General features: G+C 70.4%; 23 protein-coding genes. 12 read left to right on the top strand and 11 right to left on the bottom strand.

Features of this window, described 5'->3' with window-relative positions; translation table 11 throughout:
* Nucleotides 1–88 precede the first annotated feature (88 nt).
* Nucleotides 89–1,663 carry a M28 family metallopeptidase gene (locus Q0599_RS01150; protein ID WP_298824477.1) on the top strand — a complete coding sequence of 525 codons (1,575 nt, stop codon included), beginning with the start codon at nucleotides 89–91 and terminating at the stop codon, nucleotides 1,661–1,663.
* 56 nt (nucleotides 1,664–1,719) lie between these two features.
* On the opposite strand, the gene Q0599_RS01145 is transcribed toward Q0599_RS01150, so the two are convergent.
* The 3 genes from Q0599_RS01145 to Q0599_RS01135 are packed head-to-tail and all read right to left on the bottom strand — an operon-like array spanning nucleotide 1,720 to nucleotide 5,272.
* Nucleotides 1,720–3,612 carry a PhoX family phosphatase gene (locus Q0599_RS01145; protein WP_298824474.1) on the bottom strand — a complete coding sequence of 631 codons (1,893 nt, stop codon included), beginning with the start codon at nucleotides 3,610–3,612 and terminating at the stop codon, nucleotides 1,720–1,722.
* A 13-nt stretch (nucleotides 3,613–3,625) separates the two neighbouring features.
* Entirely contained in the window at nucleotides 3,626–4,453 is an 828-nt protein-coding gene (locus Q0599_RS01140) for an ABC transporter permease (protein ID WP_298824472.1), read from the bottom strand.
* 3 nt (nucleotides 4,454–4,456) lie between these two features.
* A complete protein-coding gene (locus Q0599_RS01135) occupies nucleotides 4,457–5,272 on the bottom strand; it encodes an ABC transporter ATP-binding protein (protein ID WP_298824470.1) in 816 nt (271 codons plus the stop codon).
* A 130-nt stretch (nucleotides 5,273–5,402) separates the two neighbouring features.
* Between Q0599_RS01135 and Q0599_RS01130 the strand changes: the two genes are divergently transcribed.
* Entirely contained in the window at nucleotides 5,403–5,654 is a 252-nt protein-coding gene (locus tag Q0599_RS01130) for a hypothetical protein (RefSeq protein ID WP_298824468.1), read from the top strand.
* Between the two features lie 3 nt (nucleotides 5,655–5,657).
* Here the strand turns inward: Q0599_RS01130 and Q0599_RS01125 are convergent, their stop codons facing one another.
* Nucleotides 5,658–6,683 (bottom strand): ABC transporter substrate-binding protein, encoded by a 1,026-nt coding sequence (locus tag Q0599_RS01125; protein WP_298824466.1) that lies wholly within the window; start codon nucleotides 6,681–6,683, stop codon nucleotides 5,658–5,660.
* Nucleotides 6,684–6,777: 94 nt separating this feature from the next.
* Here Q0599_RS01125 and Q0599_RS01120 point away from each other — a divergent pair, with 94 nt between their 5' ends.
* The 4 genes from Q0599_RS01120 (at nucleotide 6,778) to Q0599_RS01105 (ending at nucleotide 10,607) form a co-directional block, all read left to right on the top strand.
* Complete coding sequence (locus tag Q0599_RS01120; protein WP_298824464.1) at nucleotides 6,778–8,121, top strand: serine protease; 1,344 nt, start codon at nucleotides 6,778–6,780, stop codon at nucleotides 8,119–8,121.
* Between the two features lies 1 nt (nucleotide 8,122).
* On the top strand, nucleotides 8,123–9,124 hold the full coding sequence (locus tag Q0599_RS01115; RefSeq protein ID WP_298824463.1) for an FHA domain-containing protein: 1,002 nt from the start codon (nucleotides 8,123–8,125) through the stop codon (nucleotides 9,122–9,124).
* A complete protein-coding gene (locus tag Q0599_RS01110) occupies nucleotides 9,114–9,872 on the top strand; it encodes an SDR family oxidoreductase (RefSeq protein WP_298824461.1) in 759 nt (252 codons plus the stop codon). The genes Q0599_RS01115 and Q0599_RS01110 overlap by 11 nt, the downstream gene beginning before the upstream one ends.
* Nucleotides 9,873–9,962: 90 nt before the next feature.
* A complete protein-coding gene (locus Q0599_RS01105; protein WP_298824459.1) occupies nucleotides 9,963–10,607 on the top strand; it encodes a hypothetical protein in 645 nt (214 codons plus the stop codon).
* A gap of 9 nt (nucleotides 10,608–10,616) precedes the next feature.
* Here the strand turns inward: Q0599_RS01105 and Q0599_RS01100 are convergent, their stop codons facing one another.
* The 3 genes from Q0599_RS01100 to Q0599_RS01090 all read right to left on the bottom strand — a co-directional run bounded on the left by Q0599_RS01100 (nucleotide 10,617) and on the right by Q0599_RS01090 (nucleotide 17,559).
* Nucleotides 10,617–11,192, bottom strand: coding sequence for a D-Ala-D-Ala carboxypeptidase family metallohydrolase (locus Q0599_RS01100; protein WP_298824457.1), 576 nt, complete (start codon nucleotides 11,190–11,192; stop codon nucleotides 10,617–10,619).
* Nucleotides 11,193–11,210: 18 nt separating this feature from the next.
* Entirely contained in the window at nucleotides 11,211–16,874 is a 5,664-nt protein-coding gene (locus tag Q0599_RS01095; protein ID WP_298824455.1) for a CHAT domain-containing protein, read from the bottom strand.
* A gap of 73 nt (nucleotides 16,875–16,947) precedes the next feature.
* Entirely contained in the window at nucleotides 16,948–17,559 is a 612-nt protein-coding gene (locus Q0599_RS01090; protein WP_298824453.1) for a hypothetical protein, read from the bottom strand.
* Between the two features lie 46 nt (nucleotides 17,560–17,605).
* On the opposite strand from Q0599_RS01090, the gene Q0599_RS01085 reads away from it, so the two are divergent.
* Both Q0599_RS01085 and Q0599_RS01080 read left to right on the top strand, forming a co-directional pair.
* Nucleotides 17,606–18,499: an aminotransferase class IV gene (locus tag Q0599_RS01085; RefSeq protein WP_298824451.1), complete on the top strand. Its 894-nt coding sequence runs from the start codon at nucleotides 17,606–17,608 to the stop codon at nucleotides 18,497–18,499.
* Between the two features lie 39 nt (nucleotides 18,500–18,538).
* The gene (locus Q0599_RS01080; protein ID WP_298824449.1) at nucleotides 18,539–19,153 is read left to right on the top strand and encodes a cytochrome P460 family protein; all 615 of its coding nucleotides are present in this window, start codon (nucleotides 18,539–18,541) and stop codon (nucleotides 19,151–19,153) included.
* Here the strand turns inward: Q0599_RS01080 and Q0599_RS01075 are convergent.
* Genes Q0599_RS01075 through Q0599_RS01060 form a run of 4 tightly spaced genes read right to left on the bottom strand, consistent with a single transcriptional unit; the run spans nucleotide 19,066 to nucleotide 23,157 of the window.
* The gene (locus Q0599_RS01075; protein WP_298824447.1) at nucleotides 19,066–20,010 is read right to left on the bottom strand and encodes a septal ring lytic transglycosylase RlpA family protein; all 945 of its coding nucleotides are present in this window, start codon (nucleotides 20,008–20,010) and stop codon (nucleotides 19,066–19,068) included. The two genes, Q0599_RS01080 and Q0599_RS01075, sit on opposite strands and share 88 nt — an antisense overlap.
* Nucleotides 20,011–20,045: 35 nt before the next feature.
* The gene (locus Q0599_RS01070) at nucleotides 20,046–21,134 is read right to left on the bottom strand and encodes a cytochrome c peroxidase (RefSeq protein WP_298824446.1); all 1,089 of its coding nucleotides are present in this window, start codon (nucleotides 21,132–21,134) and stop codon (nucleotides 20,046–20,048) included.
* Nucleotides 21,131–21,841, bottom strand: coding sequence for an SCO family protein (locus Q0599_RS01065; protein WP_298824445.1), 711 nt, complete (start codon nucleotides 21,839–21,841; stop codon nucleotides 21,131–21,133). The genes Q0599_RS01070 and Q0599_RS01065 overlap by 4 nt, the downstream gene beginning before the upstream one ends.
* On the bottom strand, nucleotides 21,838–23,157 hold the full coding sequence (locus Q0599_RS01060; RefSeq protein ID WP_298824444.1) for a selenium-binding protein SBP56-related protein: 1,320 nt from the start codon (nucleotides 23,155–23,157) through the stop codon (nucleotides 21,838–21,840). Before Q0599_RS01060 ends, Q0599_RS01065 begins: the two co-directional genes overlap by 4 nt.
* 167 nt (nucleotides 23,158–23,324) lie before the next feature.
* Here Q0599_RS01060 and Q0599_RS01055 point away from each other — a divergent pair, with 167 nt between their 5' ends.
* The 4 genes from Q0599_RS01055 to Q0599_RS01040 form a co-directional block, all read left to right on the top strand.
* The gene (locus tag Q0599_RS01055; protein WP_298824443.1) at nucleotides 23,325–23,798 is read left to right on the top strand and encodes a hypothetical protein; all 474 of its coding nucleotides are present in this window, start codon (nucleotides 23,325–23,327) and stop codon (nucleotides 23,796–23,798) included.
* A complete protein-coding gene (locus tag Q0599_RS01050; protein WP_298824442.1) occupies nucleotides 23,759–24,718 on the top strand; it encodes a DUF2145 domain-containing protein in 960 nt (319 codons plus the stop codon). Before Q0599_RS01055 ends, Q0599_RS01050 begins: the two co-directional genes overlap by 40 nt.
* A 144-nt stretch (nucleotides 24,719–24,862) precedes the next feature.
* Nucleotides 24,863–25,426, top strand: a complete 564-nt coding sequence (gene ahpC / locus Q0599_RS01045; protein ID WP_298824441.1) for an alkyl hydroperoxide reductase subunit C — start codon at nucleotides 24,863–24,865, stop codon at nucleotides 25,424–25,426.
* A gap of 117 nt (nucleotides 25,427–25,543) precedes the next feature.
* Nucleotides 25,544–26,606, top strand: a 1,063-nt coding sequence (locus Q0599_RS01040) for an FAD-dependent oxidoreductase (RefSeq protein WP_298824439.1), incomplete at its 3' end; no start/stop codon positions are given.

The raw sequence follows: 26,606 nt of genomic DNA, 5'->3' as shown, positions 1-26,606 counted from the left end.
AGTTCACGCTGCGTGACCGGGTCGGGGGGGGATCTCGACACGGCGTCGAGGCGCAGACATCAGCGCCGGCCAACAAGGAGATACCCTCATGCCCCTGTCCAAGCCCATGCGCGGTCGACCCGCGCACTTCGGCCTCGCCGCCGCCCTGACCACGGCCGCGCTCGTGCTCGCGGCCTGCGGCGGCGGCGACGGCGACGTCACCGAGGCCGAGAAGAAGACGAGCAATGCCGGCTCGGACGACGCGTCGTGCGACAGCCGCGTCAACAACACCACCGAGAAGCTGCTGCAGTGCGTCACCCTCGATGGCGTGCGCGCGCATCAGGCGGCACTGCAGGCGATCGCCGACGCCAACGGCGATACGCGCGTCTCGGGCTCGCCGGGTTACGACAAGTCCGCCGAGTACGCCGCGCAGGTGTTCCGTGACGCCGGCTACCTGGTCACCGTCCAGCCCCTCCAGTTCCAGACCTTCATCTCGCTGGCGCCGGCCGTCCTCGAACAGGTCTCACCGACCGCCGGCACGATCGAGAACAACATCATGTCGTACTCGGGCAGCGGTGATGTGACCGCGGGTGTCACCGCGCTTCCCGGGCTGGGCGTCGATGCCACGCCGGGCTGCGAACCGGCCGACTTCGCCGGCTTCACCCCCGGCCACATCGCGCTGATCAGCCGCGGCGGCTGCACCTTCGCGATCAAGGCGACCAACGCCTCGGCCGCGGGCGCGGTCGGTGTGGTCATCTACAACAACATCCCCGGTGCGCTGAACGGAACGCTGGGCAACGCGTTCACGCTTGACCTTCCGGTGACCTCGGTCACCCAGGCCGTCGGACAGGAACTCGCCGCGACGGCCGGGCTGGTGCTGCACCTGCGCACCAGCACTTTCCGCGGCATCGCCACCACCCACAACGTGCTGGCCGAATCGGTCGACGGCAACCCGAACAACGTGGTCATGCTCGGCGCGCACCTCGACTCGGTCAACGCCGGTCCGGGCATCAACGACAACGGCTCGGGCAGCGCAGCGATCCTCGAGACGGCCGTGCAGATGGCCAAGGTGAAGCCTTTCAACAAGCTGCGCTTCGCGCTCTGGGCTGCCGAGGAATCGGGACTGGTCGGCTCGACCCACTACGTGAACGGCCTGTCCGCCGCCGAGAAGGCGAAGATCGCCCTGTACCTGAACTTCGACATGATCGGCTCGCCGAACCACGTCTTCTTCGTCTACGACGGCGACGACTCCGACGGCGTGGGCGCCGGCCCCGGGCCGAGCGGATCGGCGCAGATCGAGAAGGTCTTCGAGAGTTACTACCAGGGGCTCGGCGTCCCCTTCAAGGGCTCCGACTTCACCGGCCGCTCCGACTACGGCCCGTTCATCGCGGCAGGCATCCCCGCGGGCGGGCTGTTCACCGGCGCGGAAGGGGTCAAGACACCCGAGGAGGCGGCAACCTGGGGCGGAGTCGCGGGAACGGCCTACGATCCCTGCTACCACCAGGCCTGCGATACCTACGACAACGTCAACCTGACGGCGCTGGACATCAACGCCGACGCCGTGGCCTTCGCGGCGCTGCAGTTCTCCATGAACACCGAGTCGGTCAACGCCGAACGCGGCAAGGGCAACTTCAAGATGCCTGACCTGCCTCCCGACGACGACCATCGCCCGGTACCGCAATGAGCTGATTCGGGGTCGTCGGCCGCCACCATGGCGGCCGACGGCGCGGTCGCGCTCCCTCAACTGCCGATCACGCCGCCGTCGCGGCGGCGGATCGCCACCGTCGCCGAGCGCGGCCGGCCGCCGAACGGCCAGGAAGAGAACCTGTCCGGCTCGGCCGGGTCGCTGCGCTCGCCAGGCGCCTCGCCCGGATGCTGGACGTTGATGAACATCGTGCGCAGGTCCGGCGTCAGCGTCGCGCCGGTGATCTCGCAGTTCACCGGGCCGGTGAGGAAGCGGCGGATCTCGCCGGTCGAGCGGTCGCAGGCGAGCATCTGGTTGTTGCCCAGACGCGCCATCTCGCCCTTGTTCATCTGCGAGGCGTGCGCATCGGTCTGGATCCACAGCACGCCGCGCGCATCGAGCATCAGCCCGTCGGGGCAGGCAAACAGGTCGCCGCGGATGTTGCCCCGGGCCTCGGGCCGCGCGTTGGCCGGGTCGCCGGCGAGCACCAGGTGGCTCCAGCGCATCGTCGTGCCGTCGAAGTCGCCGTCCTCGGTCCAGCGGATGATCTGGCCCATCACGTTGTCGGCGCGAGGGTTGGCGGCGTCGACGCCGGGCATGTCCTTCGCACCGCGCGAAACGTTGTTGGTCAGCGCGCAGTAGACCTCGCGGCGGTTCGGATCGATGGCCAGCCATTCGGGACGGTCCATCTTCGTCGCGCCCAGCGCATCGCTGGCCTGCCGCGCCTTGATCACCACCTCGCCTTGATCCGCAAAGCCGCTCGCCGCCGTCAGCGGCCCCTGGCCGTGCACCAGCGGCAGCCAGCACCCGCTGCCGCCGGCATCGAAACGCGCCACGTACAGCGTCCCGTGGTCGAGCAGTTCGCGGTTGGCCCGGGCGCCGCCCGGTGCGACACGGTCGCGGCTGACGAACTTGTAGATGTACTCGAAGCGCGCATCCTCGCCCGAGTAGACCACCGCGCGGCCGTCCTGGGTCAGCGCGACCCAGGCGCCTTCGTGAGCGGCGCGGCCGAGCGCGGTGCGCTTGACAGGCATGCTCGTGGGGTCCATCGGGTCGATCTCCACCACCCAGCCGAAGCGGTGGAACTCATGGGGGTGCTTGCGCAGGTCGAAGCGCTCGTCGTGCTCGCCCCAGCGGTAGAAGCCCGTCTCTCGCAGTCCCCAGCGGCGCTGATCCGGCGTGGGCGCCTCGCCGCCGTCGAAGTAGAAGGCCCAGTTTTCCTCGCCGGAGAGGTAGGTGCCCCAGGGCGTCATGCCGCTGGCGCAGTTGTTCAGCGTGCCCAGCACCGTGCGGCCGGTGGGGTCGGCCGCGGTCATCATCAGCGCGTGGCCCGCGCCCGGACCCTGCACCGCGAAGGGCGTGGCCGCCGTGAAGCGCCGCGCAAAGCGCGACGGCCGCACCATCTGCCAACGGCCGTCCTGAAGTCCGACCTCGATCACCGAGACTCCGTGGGCGGCCTGCGCCTTCTTCACCTTCTCCGCCGACCAGTTCCTCAGGCCATCGGGGTGCAGCAACCCGTCGTCGACGTACTCGTGGTTCATCGCCAGAAGTCCGCGCGTGCTGCTGTCCCCGAGGGGATAGAAGTGGAGGCCGTCGTGATGCATGCCCAGTTGCAGCGCCTGCTCGGCGGCCGAGTTCGAGGCATCGTCGCGCCAGGCGGGCATCGCGCCGGGCACGCCGACCGGTTCGCCCCAGGGCGCGATCACCTCGGCGACGTAGCCCTCGGGCACCGTGATCGCATCGGCGGTGCTCGCCGGGATGCCCTTGAAGCCGAGCAGGGGTGCCGCCGCGTGGCCGGCACATCCGGCCAGCCACGGCGACAGCACGCCGCCGGCCAGCGCCGCCAGGCCGCCTTGCACCCACAGCCGCCGCGACGGGTCGGACACCTCGTGGATGCTCGGATTGGCGCAGCGATTGCTGTCCTCCATCGTGCCGATGTCCTTGGCCATCGCGTGGCCCGCCTCAGAGCTTCTCGGTCTCGCCGCTCTTCGGCTGCCACTTCATCAGGCGCCGCTCGATGCGCCCCACCGCCGCGTCGAGCACCAGCGCGAAGGCCGTCAGCACAAGGATGCCGGCCATCACGGTGTTGATGTCGAAGGCACCCTCGGCCTGCAGGATCAGGTAGCCCACGCCGCGCGAGGAGCCGAGGTACTCGCCCACGACCGCGCCGACGAAGGCCAGGCCCACGCTGGTGTGCAGCGAGCTGAACACCCAGCTGGTGGCACTCGGCAGGTAGACGTGGCGCAGCAGCTGCTTCGGGCTCGCGCCGAGCATGCGCGCATTTGCCAGCACCACCGGGCTGACCTCCTTCACGCCCTGGTACACATTGAAGAAGACGATGAAGAACACCAGCGTTACCCCCAGCGCCACCTTGCTGGCGATGCCCAGCCCGAACCACACCGCGAAGATCGGCGCGAGGATCACCCGCGGCATGCTGTTCAGCGCCTTGATGTAGGGGTCGAGGATGGCCGCTGCCATCGGGCTGAGCGCGAGCCACAGGCCGAACACGAGGCCGAGCGCGGTGCCGATGCCGAAGGCGAGCACCGTCTCCACCAGCGTGACCCACAGGTGCTGGTAGATGTCGGCGTTGGTCACGAACCAGCCCCAGATGCGGCCGAAGATCAGCAGCGGCTCACCGAAGAAGAAGGCGGCCTGGCGATCGTTGTCGAACACGAGCGGCGGGATCAGGCCGGGCTTGGTGAGCAAGTGCCAGAGCCCGAACACCAGCGCCAGCACGGCGAGCTGCCACAGACGCAGGTTGCCGGGTCTCGGCTTGATGAAGTTCCACATGGTTCAGGCGGCCAGCTGCTGTTGGTAGCCCTTGAGCACCTCGTCGCGCAGCACGCTCCAGATGGCCTGGTGCAACTCGATGAAGCGCGCCGTCGTGCGCACCTCGGCAACGTCGCGCGGGCGCTCGAGATCAACGACGAACTCGCCGATCGGCCGCGAAGCCGGCCCGGCCGAGAGCACCACGACGCGGTCGCTCATGGCGATGGCTTCATCCAGGTCGTGGGTGATGAACAGCACCGCCTTCCTCTTGGCCGCCCACAGCGCCAGCACCTCGTTCTCCATCAGCTGGCGCGTCTGGATGTCCAGCGCCGAGAAGGGCTCGTCCATCAGGATGATGTCCGGGTCGAGCGCCAGGGTCTGCGCCAGAGAGGTGCGCTTGCGCATGCCACCGCTGAGCTGGTGCGGGTAGCGGTCGCCGAAGCCGCCCAGGCCGACGCGCCTGAGCCATGCCTGTGCGCGATCGCGCGCATCGGCAGCGCCGCGGAACTCGAGGCCCGCCATCACGTTCCCGAGTGCGGTGCGCCACGGCATCAGGCTGTCGGCCTGGAACATGTAGCCGGCGCGCGCATTGATGCCTGCCAGCGGCATGCCGAACACGCGGACCTCGCCAGCGCTCGGCGCGAGCAGACCGGCCGCGACGTTGAGCAGCGTGCTCTTGCCACAGCCCGTCGGGCCGACCACGCTGACGAATTCGCCCGCGCCGACGTTGAGCGTCACGTCGCGCACCGCGGTGTGGCGCTGCGCCGGGTCGTGGCGGTCGACGAAGGTGCAGGTGATGCCGCGCAGGTCGAGCGCAAGGGGGGGTGCGGAGGAACTCATCGGGCTCGTGGTCAAAGACCTGCGCAGTGTAGGGATGCTGTCGATGCTCGGGAACTTGGGGCGCTGCGGCGCGCTCCATGCACGTCGCAGCGCTGCCTCAATGCCACTTCTTCACCACGGAGACTTGACGATGACGATTCGCCATTGGGCCCCGTTGGCCCTGATTTCATTCGCCGGTGCCGCTTGCGCAGCCGGTCCGTCCGGGAAGCCCGGCCACACGCCGCCGCAGGTCGCGGGCGCCGCGCCGACCGCGGCAGCGCCGTCCAGTTCGGCCGGCGCCACGCGCGACTGGAAGCGCATCGATACCAACCAGGACAACTACATCTCACCCGAAGAGATGGAGAAGTACCTCGCCGAGAATCCGGGGCCGCTGAGGAAGTAGCGCTCAGCCCTTCGGGTACTTCGCCAGCGCCTTGCGCACGAACTCGTTCGTCCAGGCGCTGGCGAGGTCGAACTTCACGTCCTTGAGCGTCGCATCGATGCTCTGCAGTGCACGCACCGCGGTCGCCGCGCCGGCCTCGGGGAACAGGCCGTCGGGCGACAGCGCACCCTTGGCAGCCATGAAGGCGTCGATGTAGACGGCGCGGTCGCCGAGCAGGTAGCCCTCGGGCACCGCCTTGATGATCTCGCCGGGGCCGGCAGCCTGGATCCACTTGTCGGCGCGCACCATCGCGTTGGCCAGCGCCTGCACCGTGGCCGGATGCTTGTCGATGAAGGCCTGCGGTGCGTAGAGACAGCCGGCCGGCATCGGACCGCCGAACACCTTGTCGGCCTCGGCGAGGATGCGCGTGTCGGAGATCACCTTCAGGTCGCCGGAGCGCTGCAGCAGCGTGATCACCGGGTCGAGGTTGCTGATCGCGTCGATCTGTCCGGAGCGCATCGCCGCGACGGCGCCGTTGCCGGCGCCCACGCCGACGATGGACACATCGGTCGGCTTGAGGCCGGCCTTGGCGAGCACGAAGTTGGCCATCACGTTGGTCGACGAGCCCGGCGCGGTCACGCCGATCTTCTTGCCCTTCAGATCGGCGATCGACTTGAAGGCCGGCATCGTCTTCGGGTTGATGCCGAGCACGATCTGCGGCGCCCGGCCCTGCAGCACGAAGGCGCGCAGCTGCTGGCCCTTGGCCTGCATGTTCAGCGTGTGCTCGAAGGCGCCGGAGACCACGTCGGCGCTGCCGCCGATCACCGCACGCAGCGCCTGCGAGCCGCCGGCGAAGTCGGCGATGGTCACGTCCAGGCCCTCGGCCCTGAAGAAGCCCTGCGTTTCGGCGATGGTCAGCGGCAGGTAATACAGCAGGTTCTTGCCGCCCACCGCAAGGGTGAGCTTGGGCTTCTCCAGCGTCTGCGCGCGCAAGAACGCAGGCGCGGCGAGCAGCGTGGACGAGGCGATCAGCAGGGTGCGTCGTTGCATGGCGGCCAGGCGCGAAGTGGGAGGCGGGCCGATTCTGGCGCGACCCGCCCGACGCCGCATCGGGGACAAACGCCGCCCCGTAGAATGGTTTTCGATGAAGCCCGCCCGCCCCTGCGGCTGCAGCCGCCTCGTTCGGGTCGGCCTGGTGGCGCTCGGGCTGGCCGCGGCCTGCGGCGCCCGCGCCCAGTCCCCGTCCGACAACGGCGACGCCGCCGGCACCAACCTGTCCCTGTCGGCGCGCAAGGTCTACGAGCAGGCTCGTTCACAGCTCGTGCAGATCCGCACCGTGCTCAAGGGCCGCGCCAGCCAGACTTCGGTAGGCTCCGGCTTCTTCGTCACGCCCGACGGCCACCTCGTCACCAACTTCCATGTCGTCAGCCAGGCGGCGCTCAAGCCCGAACGGCACGACCTCGTGTACGTCACCGCCGACGGCCGTGAGGCGCCGCTGACCATCCTGCAGATCGACGTGCTGCACGACCTCGCGCTGCTCCAGGCGGGTGATGCGGCGACGCGCCGCTTCGATGCGCTGGCGCTGCGTCCGGCGAGCCGCGCGCTGGCACAGGGCGAGCGCATCTACTCGCTGGGCAATCCGCTGGACGTGGGCTTCGCGGTGATGGAAGGCAACTACAACGGCCTGGTCAAGCGCAGCTTCTATCCGCAGATCTTCTTCGGCGGCGCGCTGTCCGGCGGCATGAGCGGCGGCCCGGCGCTCGACCAGGACGGCCAGGTGATCGGCGTCAACGTCGCGCGGCGCGTCGACGGTGAGCAGGTCAGCTTCCTCGTGCCGGCGACCTTCGTCGCCTCGCTGCTGACGCGCGGGCGCGACGCCCAGCCGCTGAAGACCCCTGCCTATCCGGAGGTGGCGACCCAGCTGCAGACGCACCAGGCCGAGCTGACCGAGCGCTTCATCCGCCAGGGCTGGAAGCCGCAGACTCACCCGCGCTACCGCGTGCCGGTGCCGCCCGACGAGTTCATGCGCTGCTGGGGCGGCAGCGAGGTCTCGCGCACGGGCGGCATGGACCTGGAGCGCTCCGACTGCGTGATGGACACGCACATCTTCGCCGGCGAATTCAGCAGCGGCGCGATCTCGGTGCGCCACGAGAGCTACGACGGCAGCAGGATCGGGCCGCTGCGATTTGCGGCACGCCACTCGCAGAGCTTCCGCAACGAGTCGTTCACGCGTCTGCGCGCCGAGCAGCAGACCAAGCCGCAGTGCCGGGAGGACTACGTCGACCGGGCGGGCCTGGTGCTGCGCGCGGTGGTCTGCCTGCGCGCCTACAAGAAGCTGCCTCAGCTGTACGACCTGTCGGTGCTGGTCGCGACGCTGGACCAGCCATCCTCGGGCGTGCAGGGCCGCTTCGACGCGCAGGGGGTCAACTTCGCCAACGCGCAGCGGCTGACGCGCCACTACCTCGACGCCTATGAGTGGGTGAAATGAGATGACAGCGCTGGCCGTGATCGAGGTGCTGGACCGCGACGGGCAGGTGCGCCAGTCGCAGCGCGTGCTGTCCTGGCCGCTGCGCATCGGTCGTGCGCTCGACAACGACCTCTCGCTCGCCGACCCGCATGTCGCCCCGCACCACTGCGTCCTCGACGTGGATGCGCAGGGTCTCGCGCTGCAGGCGCTGCACACCGCCAACGGCGTGCAGATCCGCGGCCGTCGCGTGCGTGCCGGCGAGCGCGAGCCGCTGCCGGACGATGGCGCGCCGCTGGAGCTGGTGGCCGGCCGCACGCGGCTGCGCCTGCGTCGCGCCGGCGAATCGCTTGCGCCGGAGCTGCCGCTGGCCGCCGCAGCCACGCGCGTTCGCCGTTTCGGGCCCGGGCTGGCCGCCGGTGGCGGCCTCGTGCTGGCGCTGGCCTTCGGCACCTGGCTCGACAGCGACCCCGACACCTTCGCCCGCACCCTCGGCGCAGCGGCGCTGACCGCGATGATGGGGGCGGCGCTGTGGATCGCGATGTGGTCGCTGCTGTCCAAGACCTTCACGCGTCAGACCCACGCCGGCTGGCACCTGCGGGTCTTCCTGATCGCCTCGCTGGCCTGGGCGGTGGTCGGCGTCGTGCCGGGGCTGATCGCCTTCGCACTGTCCTGGCCTTGGGTGGCCGACTTCGGCTTCGTCGTCGGCTATGCGGTGGGGGCGTCGGCGCTGTACTTCCACCTGCTCGGTGTCGAGCCGGCACGTCCCGCGCTGATGCGCGGCGTCGCGGTGGCGGCCTTCCTGGTCGGCACCGGCCTGACCCTGTGGGCCAACCACCAGCGCAGCGACCGCCTCGGCAGCGACCTCTACCTCAGCAGCCTGTACCCGCCCGCGCTGCGTGTGGCCAGACCGGTGCCGGCGGAGCGATTCGTCGACAGCATGGCGGCCCTGCAGGCGGTGCTGGACAGGAAGGCCCGGGAGGCGCCGTCCGGCGAGAGCGGCCCAGGAGACCTCGATGAAGAATGAACCCTCCACCAGCGTGCTCGTCACCGGCGGCAGCCGCGGCATCGGTGCCGCCGCGGCGCGTCAGCTCGCCGCGCTCGGCCACGCAGTCGCGGTCAACTACACACGCGACGCCGCCACAGCCGAGGCGCTGGTGGCGCAAATCCGTGCCGGCGGCGGCGAGGCGACCGCCATCCAGGCCGACGTCTCCGACGCGGCGCAGGTGGCGGCGATGTTCGCGCGCATCGACCGCGAGATGCCGCGCCTCGCGGGCCTCGTCAACAACGCCGGCGTGGTGGACCTCCCCGCACGCATCGACGAGATGGACGCGGCGCGGCTGCAGCGCATGTTCGCCATCAACGTGTTCGGAAGCTTCTTCTGCGCACGCGAGGCCGTGCGCCGCATGTCGACCCGGCACGGCGGCCGCGGCGGCGCCATCGTCAACCTCAGCTCGGCGGCGGCGCGCCTGGGTTCTCCCGGCCAGTACGTCGACTACGCGGCGGCCAAGGGCGCGATCGACACCTTCACCGTCGGCCTGGCCAAGGAGGTGGCGACCGAGGCCATCCGCGTCAACGCGATCCGCCCGGGCATCATCGAGACCGACATCCATGCCTCCGGCGGACTGCCCGACCGTGCGAGCCAACTGGCACCGCAGGTGCCGATGCAACGCGCCGGGAGCGCCGACGAGGTGGCGCACGCGATCGTCTGGCTGCTGTCGGACGCGGCCAGCTATACCACCGGGGCGATCCTGGACGTCAGCGGCGGGCGCTGACGCGCGGTGGGAAGATAGCGGGCACGGCGGACGTAAGGCGACTGCCGCGCCGGCGTCGCCCGGCGACCCCAGACCCCACCAGGAGACCCCATGACTCGCACCCTCACCCTGCTCGGACTCGCGGCGTCGGCCACCCTGCTTGTCAGCTGCGCCAGTGCGCCCGGCAACCCGATGAGCTTCTTCGTCACCAGCGTCGGCAGCGGCAACGGTGCCGACCTCGGCGGCCTGAGCGGCGCCGACGCGCACTGCGAGAAGCTCGCCGCCGCGGCGGGTGCAGGCGGCAAGCACTGGCGAGCCTACCTGAGCACGACGGGAGAAGGCGGCGTGAACGCCCGCGACCGCATCGGCCGCGGACCCTGGGTCAACGCCAAGGGCACGACGATCGCCAGCGACGTCGCCAACCTGCACGGCAGCAACCAGTTGACCAAGCAGACCGCCATCACCGAGAAGGGCGAGGTCATCAACGGCCGTGGCGACACGCCGAACACGCACGACATCCTCACCGGTTCCACGCCCGACGGGCGCGCCGTCGAGGGCACGGCCGACACCACCTGCGGCAACTGGACGAAGAGCGGCGAGGGCTCGGCGATCGTCGGTCACCACGACCGCATCGGACTGCGCGACGACGAGCCGTCACGCTCGTGGAACGCCTCGCACGGCACGCGAGGCTGCAGCCAGGATGCGCTCAAGGCCACCGGCGGCGCCGGCCTGTTTTACTGTTTCGCGACCCGCTGAGCCGCGCTCTCAGGCAAGGCTGGCCTGCAGCCCGCTGACGTAGACGAGCCGGCCGCTGACGGGCTCGACCACGTAGCTCAGCACCTGGCGGCGGTTGCGGCCCGCGCCGGGCGGCAGCAGCGAGATGTGCACCCAGCCGGAGTTCGGCCCCTGGCGCGGGTCGCAGCACTCGCAGATGATCTGGTCGAACTCCGGCAGCGTGCTGCTCGCCCAGGCGGCGATCTCTAGCGTGGGCTTGGCGACGATCTCCACGTCGCAGGCGCGGCCCTCGGTGTGCTGGCTCGTGGAGATCCAGCTCGAGGGCTTGCCCTTCAGCGAACGCTCGAGCGCCTGGGCGCGGAACACGCTGTTCGGCGAGAAGCCGCCGAAGGCCTCCCGAATCGGGTCGAGCACCTGACGCGCAAGATTCACCGCGCTGCGCAGCACGGTGTCGTTCGGGATGCGGTTGTCGATGCGCTGACGGTCGGCGGTCTCGCTCACCGTCAGCTCATAGAGCCGGAAGTGCCGGGCGATGCGATCCAGCGGATCGAGTTCGGCGATGCGCAGCTGCGCCAGTGGCGTGCTGGAGTGGTCTCGGCCTGCCATGGTGGGTCTCCGCGAGGGTCACATCGAACGGCGCACGGCGCCGAGGGCGTCGCGCACCGCGGCCGGCCACGGCGCAGCCGGGTCGGCGGTGATTTCGATGAGGAAGTCGAGGTGCTCCTGGATCGATGCCACCTCGCGCGGGCTGGCACCGCGCGCGAATGCGGCGCTGTAGTCCTCCGCCGCCGCGCGACCGATGGCCTCGTGGCCCGCCCTGTCGCGGGCGGCGAGCAGCAGTCGCACAACCTGCAGATCGCCCAGCCCGGTCGCCAGCCACAGCTGCGGCGACTCCTCCAGGGCACGCCGCGTGGCCGCGGCCTGTCGCTCGCACAGCGCAGCCAGCGCGGGGCGCCAGTTGCCCGCGGCACGCTCCGCATCGAGCCGCTCCAGCAGCAGGCAGGCCAGTGCCCAGTTGTTGAAGGCGTAGGCATCGTCGCCCGACTTCAGGTCGTAGGCCATGCGGAAGTACTGTGCCATGTTGAGCAGCGCTTCGATGCGCGGACGGCCCGACTGCACCCAGGCCAGGCGCTTGCACGCCCCGCCCAGCAGCACCTGCCGCTCATAGGTCGGCGCGCGGGTGTTGATGACGTCGAGCTGGTACAGCGCCGTCTCGATGCGCTCGGCCAGTTCGGCGCGCTGGGCCTGCAGGACGGCCGACTCGGTACCGGCGCTCGCCGCGCGCACCCGCGACCACTCCGTCGTGGCCAGCCGCACCTGGTAGTTGGCGTACTGCTCGGCGGCGCGCACCGGGCAATCGCCGCTGCCGCAGCGCAGCGCCCGGTCCAGCCACTCGGCCGCTTCCTCGAACATGCGCCCTTCCCCGTAGGCGAAGCCGATGGCCGCGCAGACGTCGGCGCGCGCCAGCCAGCTCTCACGCTCGTCGCTGCGTGCGCGCTCGGGCACGCGCGCGAGCAGGCCGTCGAGGCGCCTGCGCAGGTCCTGCGCGAGAGCCGCCTCGTCGCGGTCGCGACGCTGGCTGTTCATGCGCGTCGCCTCGGTGAGGTTGCGCAGCTCGGTGACCAGCTCCGAGGGCGCGTAGAAGGCCGGCGGTGCCGGCCGGTCGATGCCGACGTCGTCGCGCACCAGCCGGTAGCCCGGATCGCCATAGCACTGGTAGGCCCCCCAGGTGTTGGCGCCCGGATGCGCGCTCCAGGTGGCCACCCGCGCGCTATGCACCGCGTCGCCGAAGGTGGCGCCGGCGAGCAGTCGAGCGTAGAAGGCCTCGGCGAAGGTGAGCGCGGCGGCGTCGTCCACCGCCCAGCCGGCGCAGACGACCGCGCGCACACCCATGCGGATGAACTCGACGCCGAGGTTGGCCGCCAGCTTGTTGTACTGGGCGGAGCCACCGCCGGTCTTGCCGAGGTGGCAGCAGTTGATGAACACCAGTTCCGGCACGTGGCGCATCTGCCTGACGTCACCGGGTGTGAGGAAGGTGTCGCGGCCGATGACCATGCCGGAGACCTTCTTCTTCTGCGGCAGCGGCATGGCCAGGCGTCCGTCGGGAAGCTCGACCGGCACGGCCCGCGCCGCGTCGGGCACCGGCTCGGTGATCTCGAACTCGTGCTCGCCGTGGCCGGCCAGGTGCAGCACGCGCCAGGCGCGCGCGTGCAGTCCGTCGACGATCTCGGCGGCCTGCGCGTCGATCGCCTCGCCGGTGACGTAGCCGGCACGCGAGAACACCTCGCGCACGCGCTCCGCCTCGCGCCGCGCGCCGGGCAGGTCGGCGAAGGCGTTCCAGCCGTTCAGGTCGGGGTTGCCGACGACGTAGGCGGTGTTCTCGAAGGCATGCAGCGGTTCGACGCGGTACTCGCTGGTCTTGAGCTGGCGCACGATGCCGCCGCCGACTGCAGGCGGCCGGCCCTGGTGGCTCCATCGGTCCTCCAGCAGCTCCCAGGGGAAGCGCGCCGAGGCCTCGTCGAGTAGCAGCACGATGTCGCGCTGGTCGGGTGAGCTCTGCTTGAGGCGTTGCGGCAGCAGCATCTCGAAGAGCGTCTTCGACACCTCGCTGTTCGCCGCGGCGCTGCCGCAGGCCTGCGCGATGAAGCGGTCGGCCAGGCGCAGCTGCCCTTCTGCCAGCGACTCCTCGGCGCGTGCGCGGTCGGCGGTGGTGACGAAGCGAAGGCGGTCGGCCTTGCGGTCCTCGGTGACCTCGATGCGCTGCCACCACGACTGGTCGGCGTCGAAGCGGCTTCGCTGGCGGCGTCCCTCCCCTTCGACGATCGTCGACTCCTTCCACAGTAAGCGCGGGCCGAGCTCGGCGCTGTCCGCCAGCACCGCCAGCTCCTTCGCGGCGCTGATGGCAAGGTCTTCGTACAACTCGATAAACTCGACATGGTCGATCAGCACCTGCTGGTCGAGCTTGGCGTCCTCCAGCTTGCGGTTGGCGGCCAGCGCGCCGCGCAGCAGCGATTCCAGCGAGTCGCGCACCTGAAGGCTGCCCGCGCCGGTGCCCACCAGCAGGCAGCTCACGCTGGCGTTCAAGCGCCCTTCGAGCGCGACGCCGGACCCGCGCGCGACCGCCGCACGCGTCTGCAGCCGCAGCGCGTACTCGAGCAGAACGTCGCGCGCCCCCGTCTCCAGCCGTCCGGGCGAGAGATCGCCCACCTGTCCGAGGCCGACGACGAGCGCGCCCATCGGCTGGCGCTTTGGATCGTCGTTGAAGAACACCGCGTGCGTGCCGTGCGCGCCGGGATAGAGGCCGAGGTCGCGGCGTCGTGTCAGCGGGCCTTGCGGCTGGTCGCCCTTCATCTGCCGGTCGAGCGCCTCCTCGGCGCTGACGATGGTATCGCCGGCGTAGTGGCCCACCAGCACCGGATGGCGTGCATAGCGCAGGTCGCCGTGGCGCACGCTCACGCGCAGTTGCGCGGAACGCGCCGTCACCGCGCCGCGCCGGCGCGCGCGGCCTCCGCCAAAACCGAGACCGCGCACAGTGGCAGCGTCGGGCAGGTCGTCGACCACCGGCAGCGGTGGCAGCACGAAGCGATCGGGCGGCGCCCCGGCAGCGCGTGCGCCGCCGGGCGGCGAGGCAGGCAGCTGATCGGTCTTCCCGGTCAGCAGCAGGTCGACGTAACCGCGGAAGATGCGCCGGTCGTCGGCGTTGCTGCACAGCTCGTCGTGGCCGGTGTCGGGGGCGTAGTAGGTCGGCACTTCGGGAAGCCTTCCCGAAGCCCAACTCACCGTGCCGTCGCCCTCGCTGGTGGCGATGAAGCGCAGCTGGCGGCGCGCGAAGCCGAATTCCTCCTCGACGACCTCGTGGCCGATCACCGTGGCCGGCTGGCAGCCCGCCACGTAGATCATGCGCCCCTTCTCGGCCGGTGCGGCACGCAGCAGCTTCCAGGTGGCGCTGGCCTGGCGCAGCACGGCATCGTCCACCGTGGGGAACCCGGCGCCGAGATCGCTCTTCAGCTGCTTCCAGGTCGCCACCTGGCCCCAGCGGCTGTGCTCCTCGTCGAAGGGCAGCAGCTCGGCGAGGCCGGGAAATCGACGCACGATGTCGATGATGCCGTTCGTGCCGCGGGTGAAGTCGAGCAGGATCAGCTTGGCCTGCGTCGGGTTGGTGCCGGTGAGCCAGCGCACTGCTTCGTGCGAGCCGAGGTTGGGCGTGCCCAGCATCAGCAGCCGGCTGCCCGGCAAGGCGCTCATGCGCCGCCAGACCTGCGCCCCTGCGCCGCCATCGGCGATCATCGCGCGCGACACCAGCCCGCCCATCGAGTGCGCGACGATGTGCACCGGCTGGCGTGTGCGCTCGGCCTCGGGCAGCAGGCCCTCGAGCCGCAACGTGAGCTGCTGCGCTGCCTCGCGCACCGAGCGCCGCCAGTCGTAGGGGAAGATCTCCACACGGTGGGTGCGCGTCAGGTGCTCGATCAGCGGCCCATAGAAGTCGTCGAGCAGGTCGGTCGGCCGCACGTCGGGCTCGCCGACGCCGATGTCGCCGAGCCCGCCCTTCATCAGCGCGAAGTACTCGAGCCAGATGCCGCGGTCGCGCGCCGCCAGCGCGCTGCCCATCGTGCCGGGAACCACCACCGCGATGGGCCGCGGCGCGCTCACCGAGCGGCTCGCGCGCAGCGCCGAACGCCAGCGCGGCTCCTCGTGCGGCGCTTCGGCCAGCGAGGCGAAGCCGGCCTCGCTGCCGTCCTCGCGCGCCAGCGCGTCGGCCAGCCAGTCGATCGACTTGCGGTTGGTGAAGTAGCGGAAATGGTTGACCTGGTCGCCCTCGTCGCGACGGAAGCGCGCCGCGCCGCCGCTGCGCGCGATGCCGCCGAGCATCGAGCCGGTGTTGACCACCAGGTCGTGGTCGCTGCCGTAGAACCAGTCGAGCGCCAGCATCTTCAGCTGGCCGAACAAGCCCTTGCCTTGCACGTCGCCGCAGATCACGCTGAGGTCGGCGGTGGTGGTCAGTTGCGGCAGGTGCAGCAGCCGCGTCAGCGCCGAGCCCGGCATCATCGCCTCGATGCCGGGCAGCGTGCGCGGGTCGGTACGCCGCTTGATCACCGCGAGCAGGAAGTCGGCGCTGCCGCCGATCAGCCCGTCGCCGGTGAGGAAGTTGATCACCGACAGCCAGCGGTCGAGGCGGCCGGAGGCCAGCGTGGTGCCGCGCGCCGGGCAGGCCACGCGCACGAAGCGCTGCACCTGGATGCGCTTCGCATCCAGGGTCTTCACCAGTTCGGCGAGCAGCTGGCGATCCTGCGCGTAGGCCGCATCGCGCGCGCTCGCGTCCTCGCCGTCGAGGGCGCCGAGGCCGAGCTGCTCGGCCACCGTGCGGTCGGCGGCGAAGAGCTGGCCGATCAGCTCGCTGCGCAGTGCATCGTCGGCCTTGCTGCGGCCGCCCAGGCACATCAGCTCGCCGACCAGGCCGCCGCGCGAGTGCGAGACCAGGTGCAGCTGTGCCCCCACGGGCAGCTGCTGCGCCAGCTCCAGCGCGTTGCGGATCGGACTGTGCGTCAGCGTGCGGTGCTCGAAGGCATAGACCTCCCGGCCGTAGCGCGTCTGCATCGCAGCGCGCAGCGCGGCAGCCGCCTGGCCGCCCTCGTCGTTCGCGCCCGACCACAGCGCCGCGAAGCTGCCCTTCAGGCTGGACATCGTGCCGTGCAGGAAGACGAGCACCGGCTTGCCGGCGGCGATCGTCTTCGGGCCGTCGTCGTCCGCGATGCGCGTCATCGTCGCGTCGACACCGAGCGAGACTCGGAACAAGCCGGGCGTCGTGCCCTCGGGAAGCTTGAGCTGGCGCAGCTCGAACTTGTCGCCGATCACGCTTGCCGACTTGGCGGCAACGTCGATGCCGAAGAACTCCAGCACCTTGATGCCCAGGCCGACCACGCCGCGATCCATGCCGGTGCGGCCGTCGCCGCGGAGACTCGACAGCTGCGGCGCGGTGTCGATCTCCCAGGCGGCCGGCTCGTTGCCGCGCGTGGCCGCCTTGCGCCCGCGCTCGCGCAGCAGCTCGTCGGCGCGCATCCACAGCTTGATGCCGTTCTCGAACTCGACGCACACCGCGTCGTCGGGATTCACGTCGACCAGCGCCGCGGCACCGGCGGCGTCGCGCGCCGCGCCGCCCACGCGCACGCGCCGGGCCGATCGCAGGCTGACGTCGTCGCCGGAAGTGATCAGCGGCTGGGCACTGCCTTCTTCGACGGCGCGCAAGGTGATCGTGCTCGACGCCGCGCTCTTCTGCTTGCTGGTGGCCATGGCTGCTCCTTCGCGGGCCACGATGACAGCACCGAAGGGCGCATGGGGTCAATCCCCTTGGATCCGACGAGTGTCAGAGACTGCGCGTATCGATCCAGTACACCTGCCCGTGACGGTGGCGAACTTCGTCGACCATGTGCTGCGTGCCGCCGGAGCCATCACCGCCGGAGCCGTCCCACAGGGTGAGGAAACGCAGCCGCTGCGCGCCATGCGCCAGCGCGGCCTCGAGCAGCCACGCATTGCCGCGCGCCCAGAGGTCGGCGCCGGCCGGCGGCGGACCGAGTTCGTCGTCGGCGATGCGCGGCGAGCCGTGCAACCGCGCTCTCAGCGCCAGGAAGCGATCGCGCCACGACGCGCCGTCCGCGCCGCTCAGGATCGACTGAGCGATGAAGGCCTCCTCCGGCAGCGGCAGCATCAGTTGCAGCGGCACGCCCCGGTCCAGGCAGGCCTCGGCGAAGAGCAGGTCGCCACCGGCCGCGCCCTGCGTGAGGGCGAGATCGGCCGGGCCGGCGCCGAGGCGGTCGAGCACCTCGGCGATGCGCCGTGCAGCGGCGCGTTCCTTGTCGGGCGGGAAGCGTGGCACGGCACGTCCTGGCGCATCGACACGGTGGCCCGAGAACAGCAGCACCTGCCGCGGCCCTGCGACCGCAGCAGCCTGCGAAGCGTGCGGACGTGTCGGCGACATGGATGGTGCGGAGCATACTGTGCGGCCCCCACCACCGCACCCCGCCATGCCCGGCTGCGCCTACATCGACGACCACTACGTCGCCCCCGAGGACGCGAAGATCTCCCTCTTCGACTGGGGCTTCCTGCACAGCGACGCCACCTACGACGTCGCCCATGTCTGGCAGGGCAGGTTCTTCCGCTTGTCCGACCACATCGACCGCTTCTTCGCCAGCATGGACCGCCTGCGCCTGAACCCGGGCAGGACGCGCGACGAGGTGCGCGCCGTGATGCACGAATGCGTGCGCCGCAGCGGCCTGCGCGATGCCTATGTCGAAGTGCTGTGCACGCGCGGGCAGCCCGCGCCGGGCTCGCGCGACCCGAGGACCTGCACGAACCGGTTCATGGCCTTCGCCATCCCCTTCGTGTGGATCGCCGACCCGGCCCGGCAGGCGCGCGGCGTCGACCTGTACGTCAGCGACGTGCAGCGCATCGCGCCGGACAGCGTCGACCCGAGGGTGAAGAACTACCACTGGCTCGACATGGTGAGCGCACTGTTCCAGGCCTACGACCGCGGCGCCGAGACGGCCGTGCTGGTCGACGGCGCGGGCAACGTCACCGAGGGCCCGGGCTTCAACGTCTTCGCGCTCGTCGACGGCACGCTGCTGACGCCGGCAGCCGGCGTGCTCGAGGGCATCACGCGCCGCACGGTGATCGAGCTCGCGCATGCGCACGGCATCCCGGTTCGCGAAGCGGCGCTGCCGGCGGCGGCGCTGCGCCGCGCCGACGAGGTCTTCCTCAGCAGCACCGGCGGCGGTGTGATCGGCATCAGCCGCGTCGACGGTGTGCCGGTGGCCGGCCGCGCGGCGGGAGAGTTCGGTGCGGTGACCCGGCAATTGCAGGCGGCCTATTGGGGGTTGCACGAGGATCCGCGCTACGTCGAGACTGTCTCCTACGAATGATCCGCGTCGAGGCGACGCGCCGCCCGAAAGGAGACACCGATGGCCCGCATGTTGTCCGCTTCCCTCGCCCTGGCTGCCCTCGTCGCCGGCTGCGCCACGCCGACGAAGGCGCCCGTCGACGGCGAGATCGCCGTGCCGGCCGACTACCGGAACTGGCCCAAGTTCCTCTCCGCGGTGCAGCGGCCCGACGCCAAGCAGGTGCGCGAGATCTACATGAACCCTGCCGCCGCAGCGGCCACCGCCACCGGCGGCTTCGGCCACGGCACGGTGTTCGTGATGGAGAACTACGCCGCAAAGACCAATGCCGACGGCACGCTCGCCACCGGCGCCGACGGCAAGCTCGTCAAGGGAGAGATGCTGCGCGTGTTCGTGATGGCGAAGAATGCCGGCTGGGGGCAGTCCGTGCCCGAGCCGATGCGCAACGGCAACTGGGTCTACGCGAGCTATCTTGCCAGCGGCCAGAAGGGCCCGAGGATTTCGCCACCTGCCGCGCCTGCCACCTGCCGCTGGCGAACAAGGACTTCGTGCACCGCTACGACGAGCACTTCGCCTCGAAGAAGTGAAGCTCACTTCCGCTCGACGATGACCGGCACCAGCTGCAGGGCTTCACGAATGCGCTCGGCACCTTCGCGCGCCTCGTCGCGGCTTGCATAGGGCCCGGCCTGCAGGCGGAACAGCGGTGTGTCGACGAACACCGCCAGCAAGGGCGACAGCCACTCGAGTTCGTCGGCGACGCGGCGCTGGAAACTCTCGGCGCCGTCCTTCTGGCGGAAGGCGCCCAGCTGGATCCAGAAGCCGCGCGGCGCGCTGGCCAGCGGACGCAGGGTCAGCGCGTCAACTTCGGGCAAGACCGCCGCAGGCACTGCCGCTTCGGCCGGCACCGGCGCGACGGCCGTGTCCTGCGCCGGATCGACGCGGTCGGGCACCTCGGGCGTCGTCCGGTCGCGCTGCCACGCGCCGCTGCGGATCTCGGCGAAGGTGATGCGTTCCAGCTCCACCGGTGCGACACCACGCAGCAGGTCGAGCTTCAGCGCAGCGGTGTAGCTGAGGTCGACGATGCGCCCCTTGTGGAAGGGCCCGCGGTCGTTCACACGCACGATCACCTCGCGACCGTTGGCCGGGTTGCGGATGCGCGCGTAGCTCGGCAGCGGCAACGTCGGATGTGCTGCCGTCATCGCGTACATGTCGTAGGTCTCGCCGTTGGCGGTGCGGCGGCCATGGAACTTGCGGCCGTACCAGGACGCCAGGCCGCGTTCCTTGAAGGCCCGGTCCTGCGTCATCGGCACGTAGCGGCGGCCCAGCACCTCGTAGGGCTTGTTCGGACCGCCGTTGCGGATCGGCTCGATCCGCGGCTCGGCATCGGGCACCTCGGCCAGGCGCGCCGGCGGATGGCTCTCGGGCCCGTCGCGGCCGGAGAGGATCGGGCTGCTGCCGCAGGCGGCGAGCAGTGACGCGAACAGCAACGCGGCGGGAGCGGCGGGGCAGCGGCGGGTCGTCGCGGTCGTCGGCACGGACGGCATGCTATTCGATGCACACGCCGCCACGCTCAGCGACCGGTCTCCAATCGTGACGAAGGCAACGCCGCCGGCGAGGTCAGCGCGGCGAGGAAGGCGAGCAGCGCGCGGCGCTCCTGCGCGTCGAGCACGATCGGCCGGATGCGCGGGTCCTGCGCCGGGTCGGCTGGCCAGCCGCCGCGCACGTAGTGGTCGAGCACCTCGTCGAGCGTGGCCAGCGAGCCGTCGTGCATGTAGGGCGCGGTCAGCGCGACGTTGCGCAGCGAGGGCGTGCGGAAGGCGCGCAGGTCGGCCGCGCGGCCGGTGACTTCGTGACGGCCGCGATCGGGCGCGTCGGCCACGCCGATGATGCGCAGCGTCTCGGGCGTGACCTGTGTCGTCGTGCCGGGCACCAGCACCACGTCGACCGGCCGCTCGTTGAGGCTCTCGCTGCGCGCGCGCACGCCGATGTTGTGGAAGCCCCCATCGCTGAACAGTGCATGCCGCGCCCCGATGGCGTGGCAGTCGACGCAGCCGCGCGCGCGGAAGACGGCGAAACCGCGCTGCGCCAGCCCGTCCATCGCCTCGGCGTCGCCGCCGTAGTACCAGCGGTCGAACGGCGAGCCCGCCGCGATCAGGGTGCGCTGGTAGGCTGCCAGCGCACGGGCCAGACGCTGGGGCGAGGCGCGCGCGCTGCCGAAGGCGGCGCGCAGCGGCGCGCGGTAGTCGGAAAGGGCATTCACGCGCGCGATCACCGACGCGAGGCTGGCGTTGGCCATTTCGTCCGGATGCACCAGCGGCTGCAGCGCCTGCTCCTCCAGGCTGGCAGCACGGCCGTCGTGGAACAGGCGCTCGACGTAGGCGACGTTGAGCAGCGTCGGCGCATTGCGGCGCAGGCTCACGCCATGCATGCCCACCGAGGTGCGCGTCTCGTTGACGGTGAAGCCCTGCTCGGGCACGTGGCACATCGCGCACGAGAGCGTGCCGTTGGCGGAGAGCCGGCGGTCGAAGAAGAGCCGGCGGCCGAGCGCGACCTGCTCGGCCGGTGGCGACTTCAGCGCCGGCAGGCCCAGCGCGGCGTCGGCCGCGGGCACCGGCTGCGCAGCCAGCGCCAGCAGCCACGCGGCGAGGCGGCGCTTCACGGCCGCGCTGCGGCCCGCTCCATCGCGAGCGTGCGCAGGTCGTTGACCATCGCCTCGTGCGACAGCGTCGCGACGCTGTACACCTCGCGCACCTGCAGCGCCTCGTCGACGAGGAACAGCTTGAGCATGTGGTTGAGCGTGCGCGTCGGCCGGCCGCGCGTGTCGGTCTCCACGGTCACGTCCTGGCCGAAACCGTCGAGCAAGGGCAGCAGCGCCGGGACCGAGGCGGTGGTGAGGAAGCGCCAGCGCACGCGCGCATCGGCCACGCGCTCGCCGCCGTACTGGCGCATCTGCTGCGGCGTGTCGTTGGTCGGATCGAAGCTCAGGCTGACGAGCTGCGACACCGCGGCCAGCGCCGGATCGCGCAGCAGCGCAGCGTGCAGCGCATCCATGGCCGCCCAGGCCTTCGGACAGCCCTCGGGATCGCGGCAGTAGGTGTACATGAAGGACACCACCGACAGCCGCCCGGCGAGCAGACGGTGCAACCGGTGGCTGCGCCCGTCGCTGTCGAGCACCGTGCCATCGGGCGCCTTCATGATGCGCGCGAGGCGGTAGCTGCCCGGCGCAGGCAGCTTCGACGCATCGACGCGGCCGCGCGGCGCCGGGCCTGTGGCGGCATCGCTCGCCGCGCGGGCGCCTGCATGCGGCGCCAGCAGGGCGAGCGGCGCGCGCAGCCGCCACAGCCGTGCTGCGCCGCGATCGGTCATTGCCGCGCCACCCGCAACGGCGCTGCGCCGCCCGCCAGCGCCTGGCCCGCCGGCCGCGCGGTGAACTTCATGTGGTGTGCACGGCCCAGCTTGAGCTTGTTGAAGTCGACCTCGAAGCGCTGCACCAGTTCCTTGCCGTCCCAGTCGTAGGCGCGCAGCACCTGCTCGTTGTCGTCGCCCTTCTTGTCCCAGTTGGCCAGCAGCGACGAGGTGATGTAGATCCGCTTGCCGTCCCAGCTCTGCGAGACCATGTTGACCTGCTTGCCGGTCTGCTTCGAGTAGACCTCCTTCGGCGCCTCCGGATTGCTCAGGTCGAAGTAGCGCGTCATGCCGTCCATGAAAGTGTTGACCCACAGGCCCTTGCCGTCGGCGGTGATGCTGATGTCCACCGGCAGCGGGATCTTCGCCGGGTCGCCGATGGTCGCCACCTCCTTGGCCTGCCACTCGCCGCTGGCGTCGGGCTTGACCAGCCACAGCTTGGAGGTCAGCGCCGCGGCGGTGATCGCCCAGTTGTCGCCCTCCTTGAGCGACCAGCGGATCTCCAGCGGCGCGCCGGGCACGTTGAAGATCTTCTGCGGCTTCATCGCCTTCACGTCCCAGGCGACCATGGTGCTGCCGAAGCGCTTCATCGCCTCGCCGTCCTTCACCAGCTTGCCGAGGTCCATCATGTAGTTGTTCCAGCCGGTGAAGCTGGAGGTGAGCATGACGTTCTTCGCCGGGTTGATGCCGATGTCGTAGCCATAGCCGTCGCCCTTCACGCCGCCGATCTCGGTGGTGGGCATGGGGATCTTGTCGACGATGTCGCCCTTGTTGTTGAACATCACCAGGCCGGTCACGCCGCCGTGGTCCTTCGTGTTCGACAGCGCCTGCACCAGCATGCGTCCGGGCATGGCGTAGAAGGTGTGCGGGCCGACGAAGCCGGTCTTCGTCGCGATGTTGGAGATCGTCTTCACCAGCCTCGGCTTGTCGGGCCGCTGCATGTCGAAGACGAAGATCTTGTTGTCGTCCAGGCGCCCGGCCCAGAGATAGCGGCGGTCGTCGGTGAAGCCCATGTGGTGCGCCTCGCCGCGCCCGGGCACCGAAATCTTGTGGATCACCTTGCCGTAGCGCTTGCTCTTCGGGTTGGCATCGATGGTGACGAGCTTGTCGTTGCCGTCGCCCATGCCCTTGACGCCCAGCGTCCAGACGTGGACGAAGTCTTCCTGGCCCTTGATCAGGCTGGTGAGGTAGGGTGAGTTGCAGGTCTCGTCCGCTCGTGCGGCGAAGCTGAGCGCTGCGGCCAACAGCAAGGCGAGCGTGCGGGTCTTGTATCGCATGGGATGTCTCCTCGGGTCTCGTTGCTTGTGGTGGACGGCGCAGCATGTGTCGCGTGCGCCGCCCGCGGACCTTGTACCACCCGGGCCGCCGCGACACAAACCGCAACGTGCGGACAAGGTTCGCGCGTTACGATCGCATGCAGTTTCGACCTCGCAGGAGCAGTCCCATGGCCCCTCTCATGCCCCGCGTCGCGCTTGCGGCCCTCCTTGCCAGCGGCACGGCCGCGCCCGCCTGGGCCGACCCGGCCTCGTCGGCTTCCTCGGCCTCGTCGGCCGGCTCCCAGAGCGTGGCCAGCATCTCCGGCTCGATCAGGGGCTCGAGCAACAGCTCCTCCGGCAACGCCGATGTGGCCGAGGGCGAGTACCGCATCATCGAGGTGGCCGACGTCTCTGAGGAGACGGGCACGCAGCGGCTGAAGCTGCAGGCGGTGAAGGCGTCCGGCGGCGCCGACGACGAGTTCTTCCTCTACCTGCCGCAGCAGGTGGTCGAGCAGGGCCGCCTCGCGGCCGGCGGCGTGGTGCTGGCCAGGCACAAGCCTTACGGCCTGGAGTTCGCGCACGCAACGACGCTCAAGGGCTTCTTCATGGCGCTGAAGGACGAGTGGTACCGAGAGCTGCAGACGCGACCGGTCTCGCTCTGATCGCGTTCGCCGCGCCCTGGCGACGCGCCGCCGCCGCGCTGGCGCTGGCGCTGGTTGCCGCGGCGGCGGCACCGGCGCAGGCCGGCACGCTGCGCTACTGCGATGCGCCGGCGCAGATCAGCCATGAACAGCGCGACCGGCTGCTGCGTTTCGCCGAGATCGTCCGCCACGAGCTGCAGGCCTCCGGGCAGCGCGTGGCGCTGGTCTCGCGCGCCGGGCTCGACCTCTCTCGCCTCGAGCAGCGCTACTCGCACGCCGGCCTCAGCCTGCTCGGCAATGCGATGGCGCCCTGGTCGGTGCGCCAGCTCTATTACGCCTGCGAGGAGCAGCGGCCGCGGCTGTTCGATCAGGGCCTGAGTGCCTTCCTGCTCGGCATGAGCAGCCCGGAGGGCGGCTACTTCTCGGCGGTGTTCCTGCCCGACGAAGCCGCAGCGCTGCTGGAGACGGCGGCTCTCGACGACCGTCGGGCACTGGCGCTGCTCGGCGGCACCTACAGCGCGAACGCCCACGTGTGGAGCCAGCGCTACCAGAACTGCAACCAATGGGTGGCCGAGCTGATGGGCATGGCCTGGGGCGGCACGTCCGGCGGCCCCGACGCGCGCAGCGAGGCGCAGACCTGGCTGCGCGCTCACGGCTACGCGGCACACGAGTTCCGCATCGCCTTCCCGCCCACGATGTGGCTGACGGCGGCCATTCCCTGGCTGCACCACGACGACCATCCGGCTGAGGATCTCGCGCAGGGGCTCTACCGGGTCAGCATGCCGTCTTCGATCGAGTCTTTCGTCCGTGCACGCTGGCCGCAGGCGCGGCGCGTCGAGTTCTGCCAGTCCGGCGCACGAGTGGTGGTGCGCCACGGCTGGACGGCCCTTGCCGAGGGCTGCGAGGCGCAGCCGGGCGACCGGGTGGTGACACTGGACTGAGCCTGGCGCGCGAGGGGCGGGGCGCTCGATAGGCAGCGCCAATTGCCGACATTTATCCAATCAACCCACGATATGCTGCAGCGCACACAAAATGGCGCCTGTCCGATCCTTTCGCCCTCTGTCTTTCAACACAAGGAAATCACCATGTCGATCATCAACACGCAAGTCCCCGAATTCAAGGCCAACGCCTTCCACAACGGCAAGTTCATCGAGGTCAGCAACGAGTCGATGAAGGGCAAGTGGTCCGTGCTGATCTTCATGCCGGCCGCCTTCACCTTCAACTGCCCGACCGAGGTGGAAGACGCCGCCGACAACTACGCCGCCTTCAAGGACCTGGGCGCCGAGGTGTACATCGTCACCACCGACACGCACTTCTCGCACAAGGTGTGGCACGAGACCAGCCCGGCGGTGGGCAAGGCGAAGTTCCCGCTGGTCGGCGACCCGACGCACAAGCTGACCCGTGCCTTCGGCGTGCACATCGAGGAAGAGGGCCTGGCGCTGCGTGGCACCTTCATCGTCAACCCGGACGGCGTGGTCAAGACCGCCGAGATCCATGACAACGCCATCGCGCGTGACGTCAAGGAGACCCTGCGCAAGCTGCAGGCCGCCCAGTACGTGGCCAAGAACCCCGGCCAGGTGTGCCCGGCCAAGTGGCAGCAGGGCGCGAAGACGCTGACGCCGTCTCTCGACCTCGTCGGGAAGATCTGACCCACCCCCGTAGCGCCTGACGGCGCTCCCCCCTCGAGGGGGCGACGCCAGCGGGCCGGCGAAGCCGGACCCGCGGCGTCTGCTTGAACACGCCTGTTCATTTCGGAGTTCTGCGCCATGTTGGACGACACCCTCAAGACTCAACTCGCCTCGTATCTGGAGCGCCTGCGCGAGCCGGTGCAGCTGATCGCCTCGCTCGACGAGCGCGAGGCCTCGGCCGAGATGCGCGAGCTGATCGAGGAGATCGCGGCGCTGCATCCGATGGTGCACGCGCGCTTCGACGGCAACGACGCGCGCAAGCCGTCGTTCCAGATCACCCGCGCCGGCGCCGACATGGGCGTGCGCTTCGCGGCGATCCCGATGGGCCACGAGTTCACCTCGCTGGTGCTGGCGCTGCTGCAGGCCGGCGGCCACCCGCCCAAGCTCGAGGCCGAGGTGATCGAACAGATCCAGGCCCTCGAAGGCGACTTCGCCTTCGAGACCTACATGTCGCTGACCTGCCACAACTGCCCGGACGTGGTGCAGGCGCTGAACCTGATGGCGGTGCTCAACCCGCGCATCCGCCACGTCGCCATCGACGGCGGCCTGTTCGAGGCCGAGGTCAACGATCGCAAGATCATGGCCGTGCCGACGATCTTCCTCAACGGCCAGCCCTTCGGCTCGGGCCGCATGGAGATCGGCGAGATCCTCGCCAAGATCGACACCGGCGCCGCCGCGCGCGACGCCGCCCGGCTGGCCAAGAAGGACGTGTTCGACGTGCTCATCGTCGGCGGTGGCCCGGCCGGCGCAGCCGCGGCGGTGTACGCCGCGCGCAAGGGCATCAAGACCGGCATCGTCGCCGAGCGCTTCGGCGGCCAGACGCTGGACACGCTGGGCATCGAGAACTACATCTCCGTGCTCGAGACGCAGGGCCCGAAGTTCGCCGCGGCGCTGGAAGCGCATGCGCGCCACTACGACGTGGACATCATGAACGGCCAGCGTGTCGAGAAGCTCGAGCCTTCGCTGCAGCCCGGCGGCATCACGACGCTCACGCTGGCCAACGGCGCGCAGCTGCAGGGCAAGACGGTGATCCTGTCCACCGGCGCGCGCTGGCGCAACGTCAACGTGCCCGGCGAAGCCGAGTACCGCAACAAGGGCGTGGCCTACTGCCCGCACTGCGACGGCCCGCTGTTCAAGGGCA

This window comes from uncultured Piscinibacter sp., from assembly GCF_937952055.1.
GTDB lineage: Bacteria > Pseudomonadota > Gammaproteobacteria > Burkholderiales > Burkholderiaceae_C > Piscinibacter.
The sequence above is the reverse complement of the archived record's forward strand: the minus strand, read 5'-3'. Positions and strand labels throughout refer to the sequence as shown.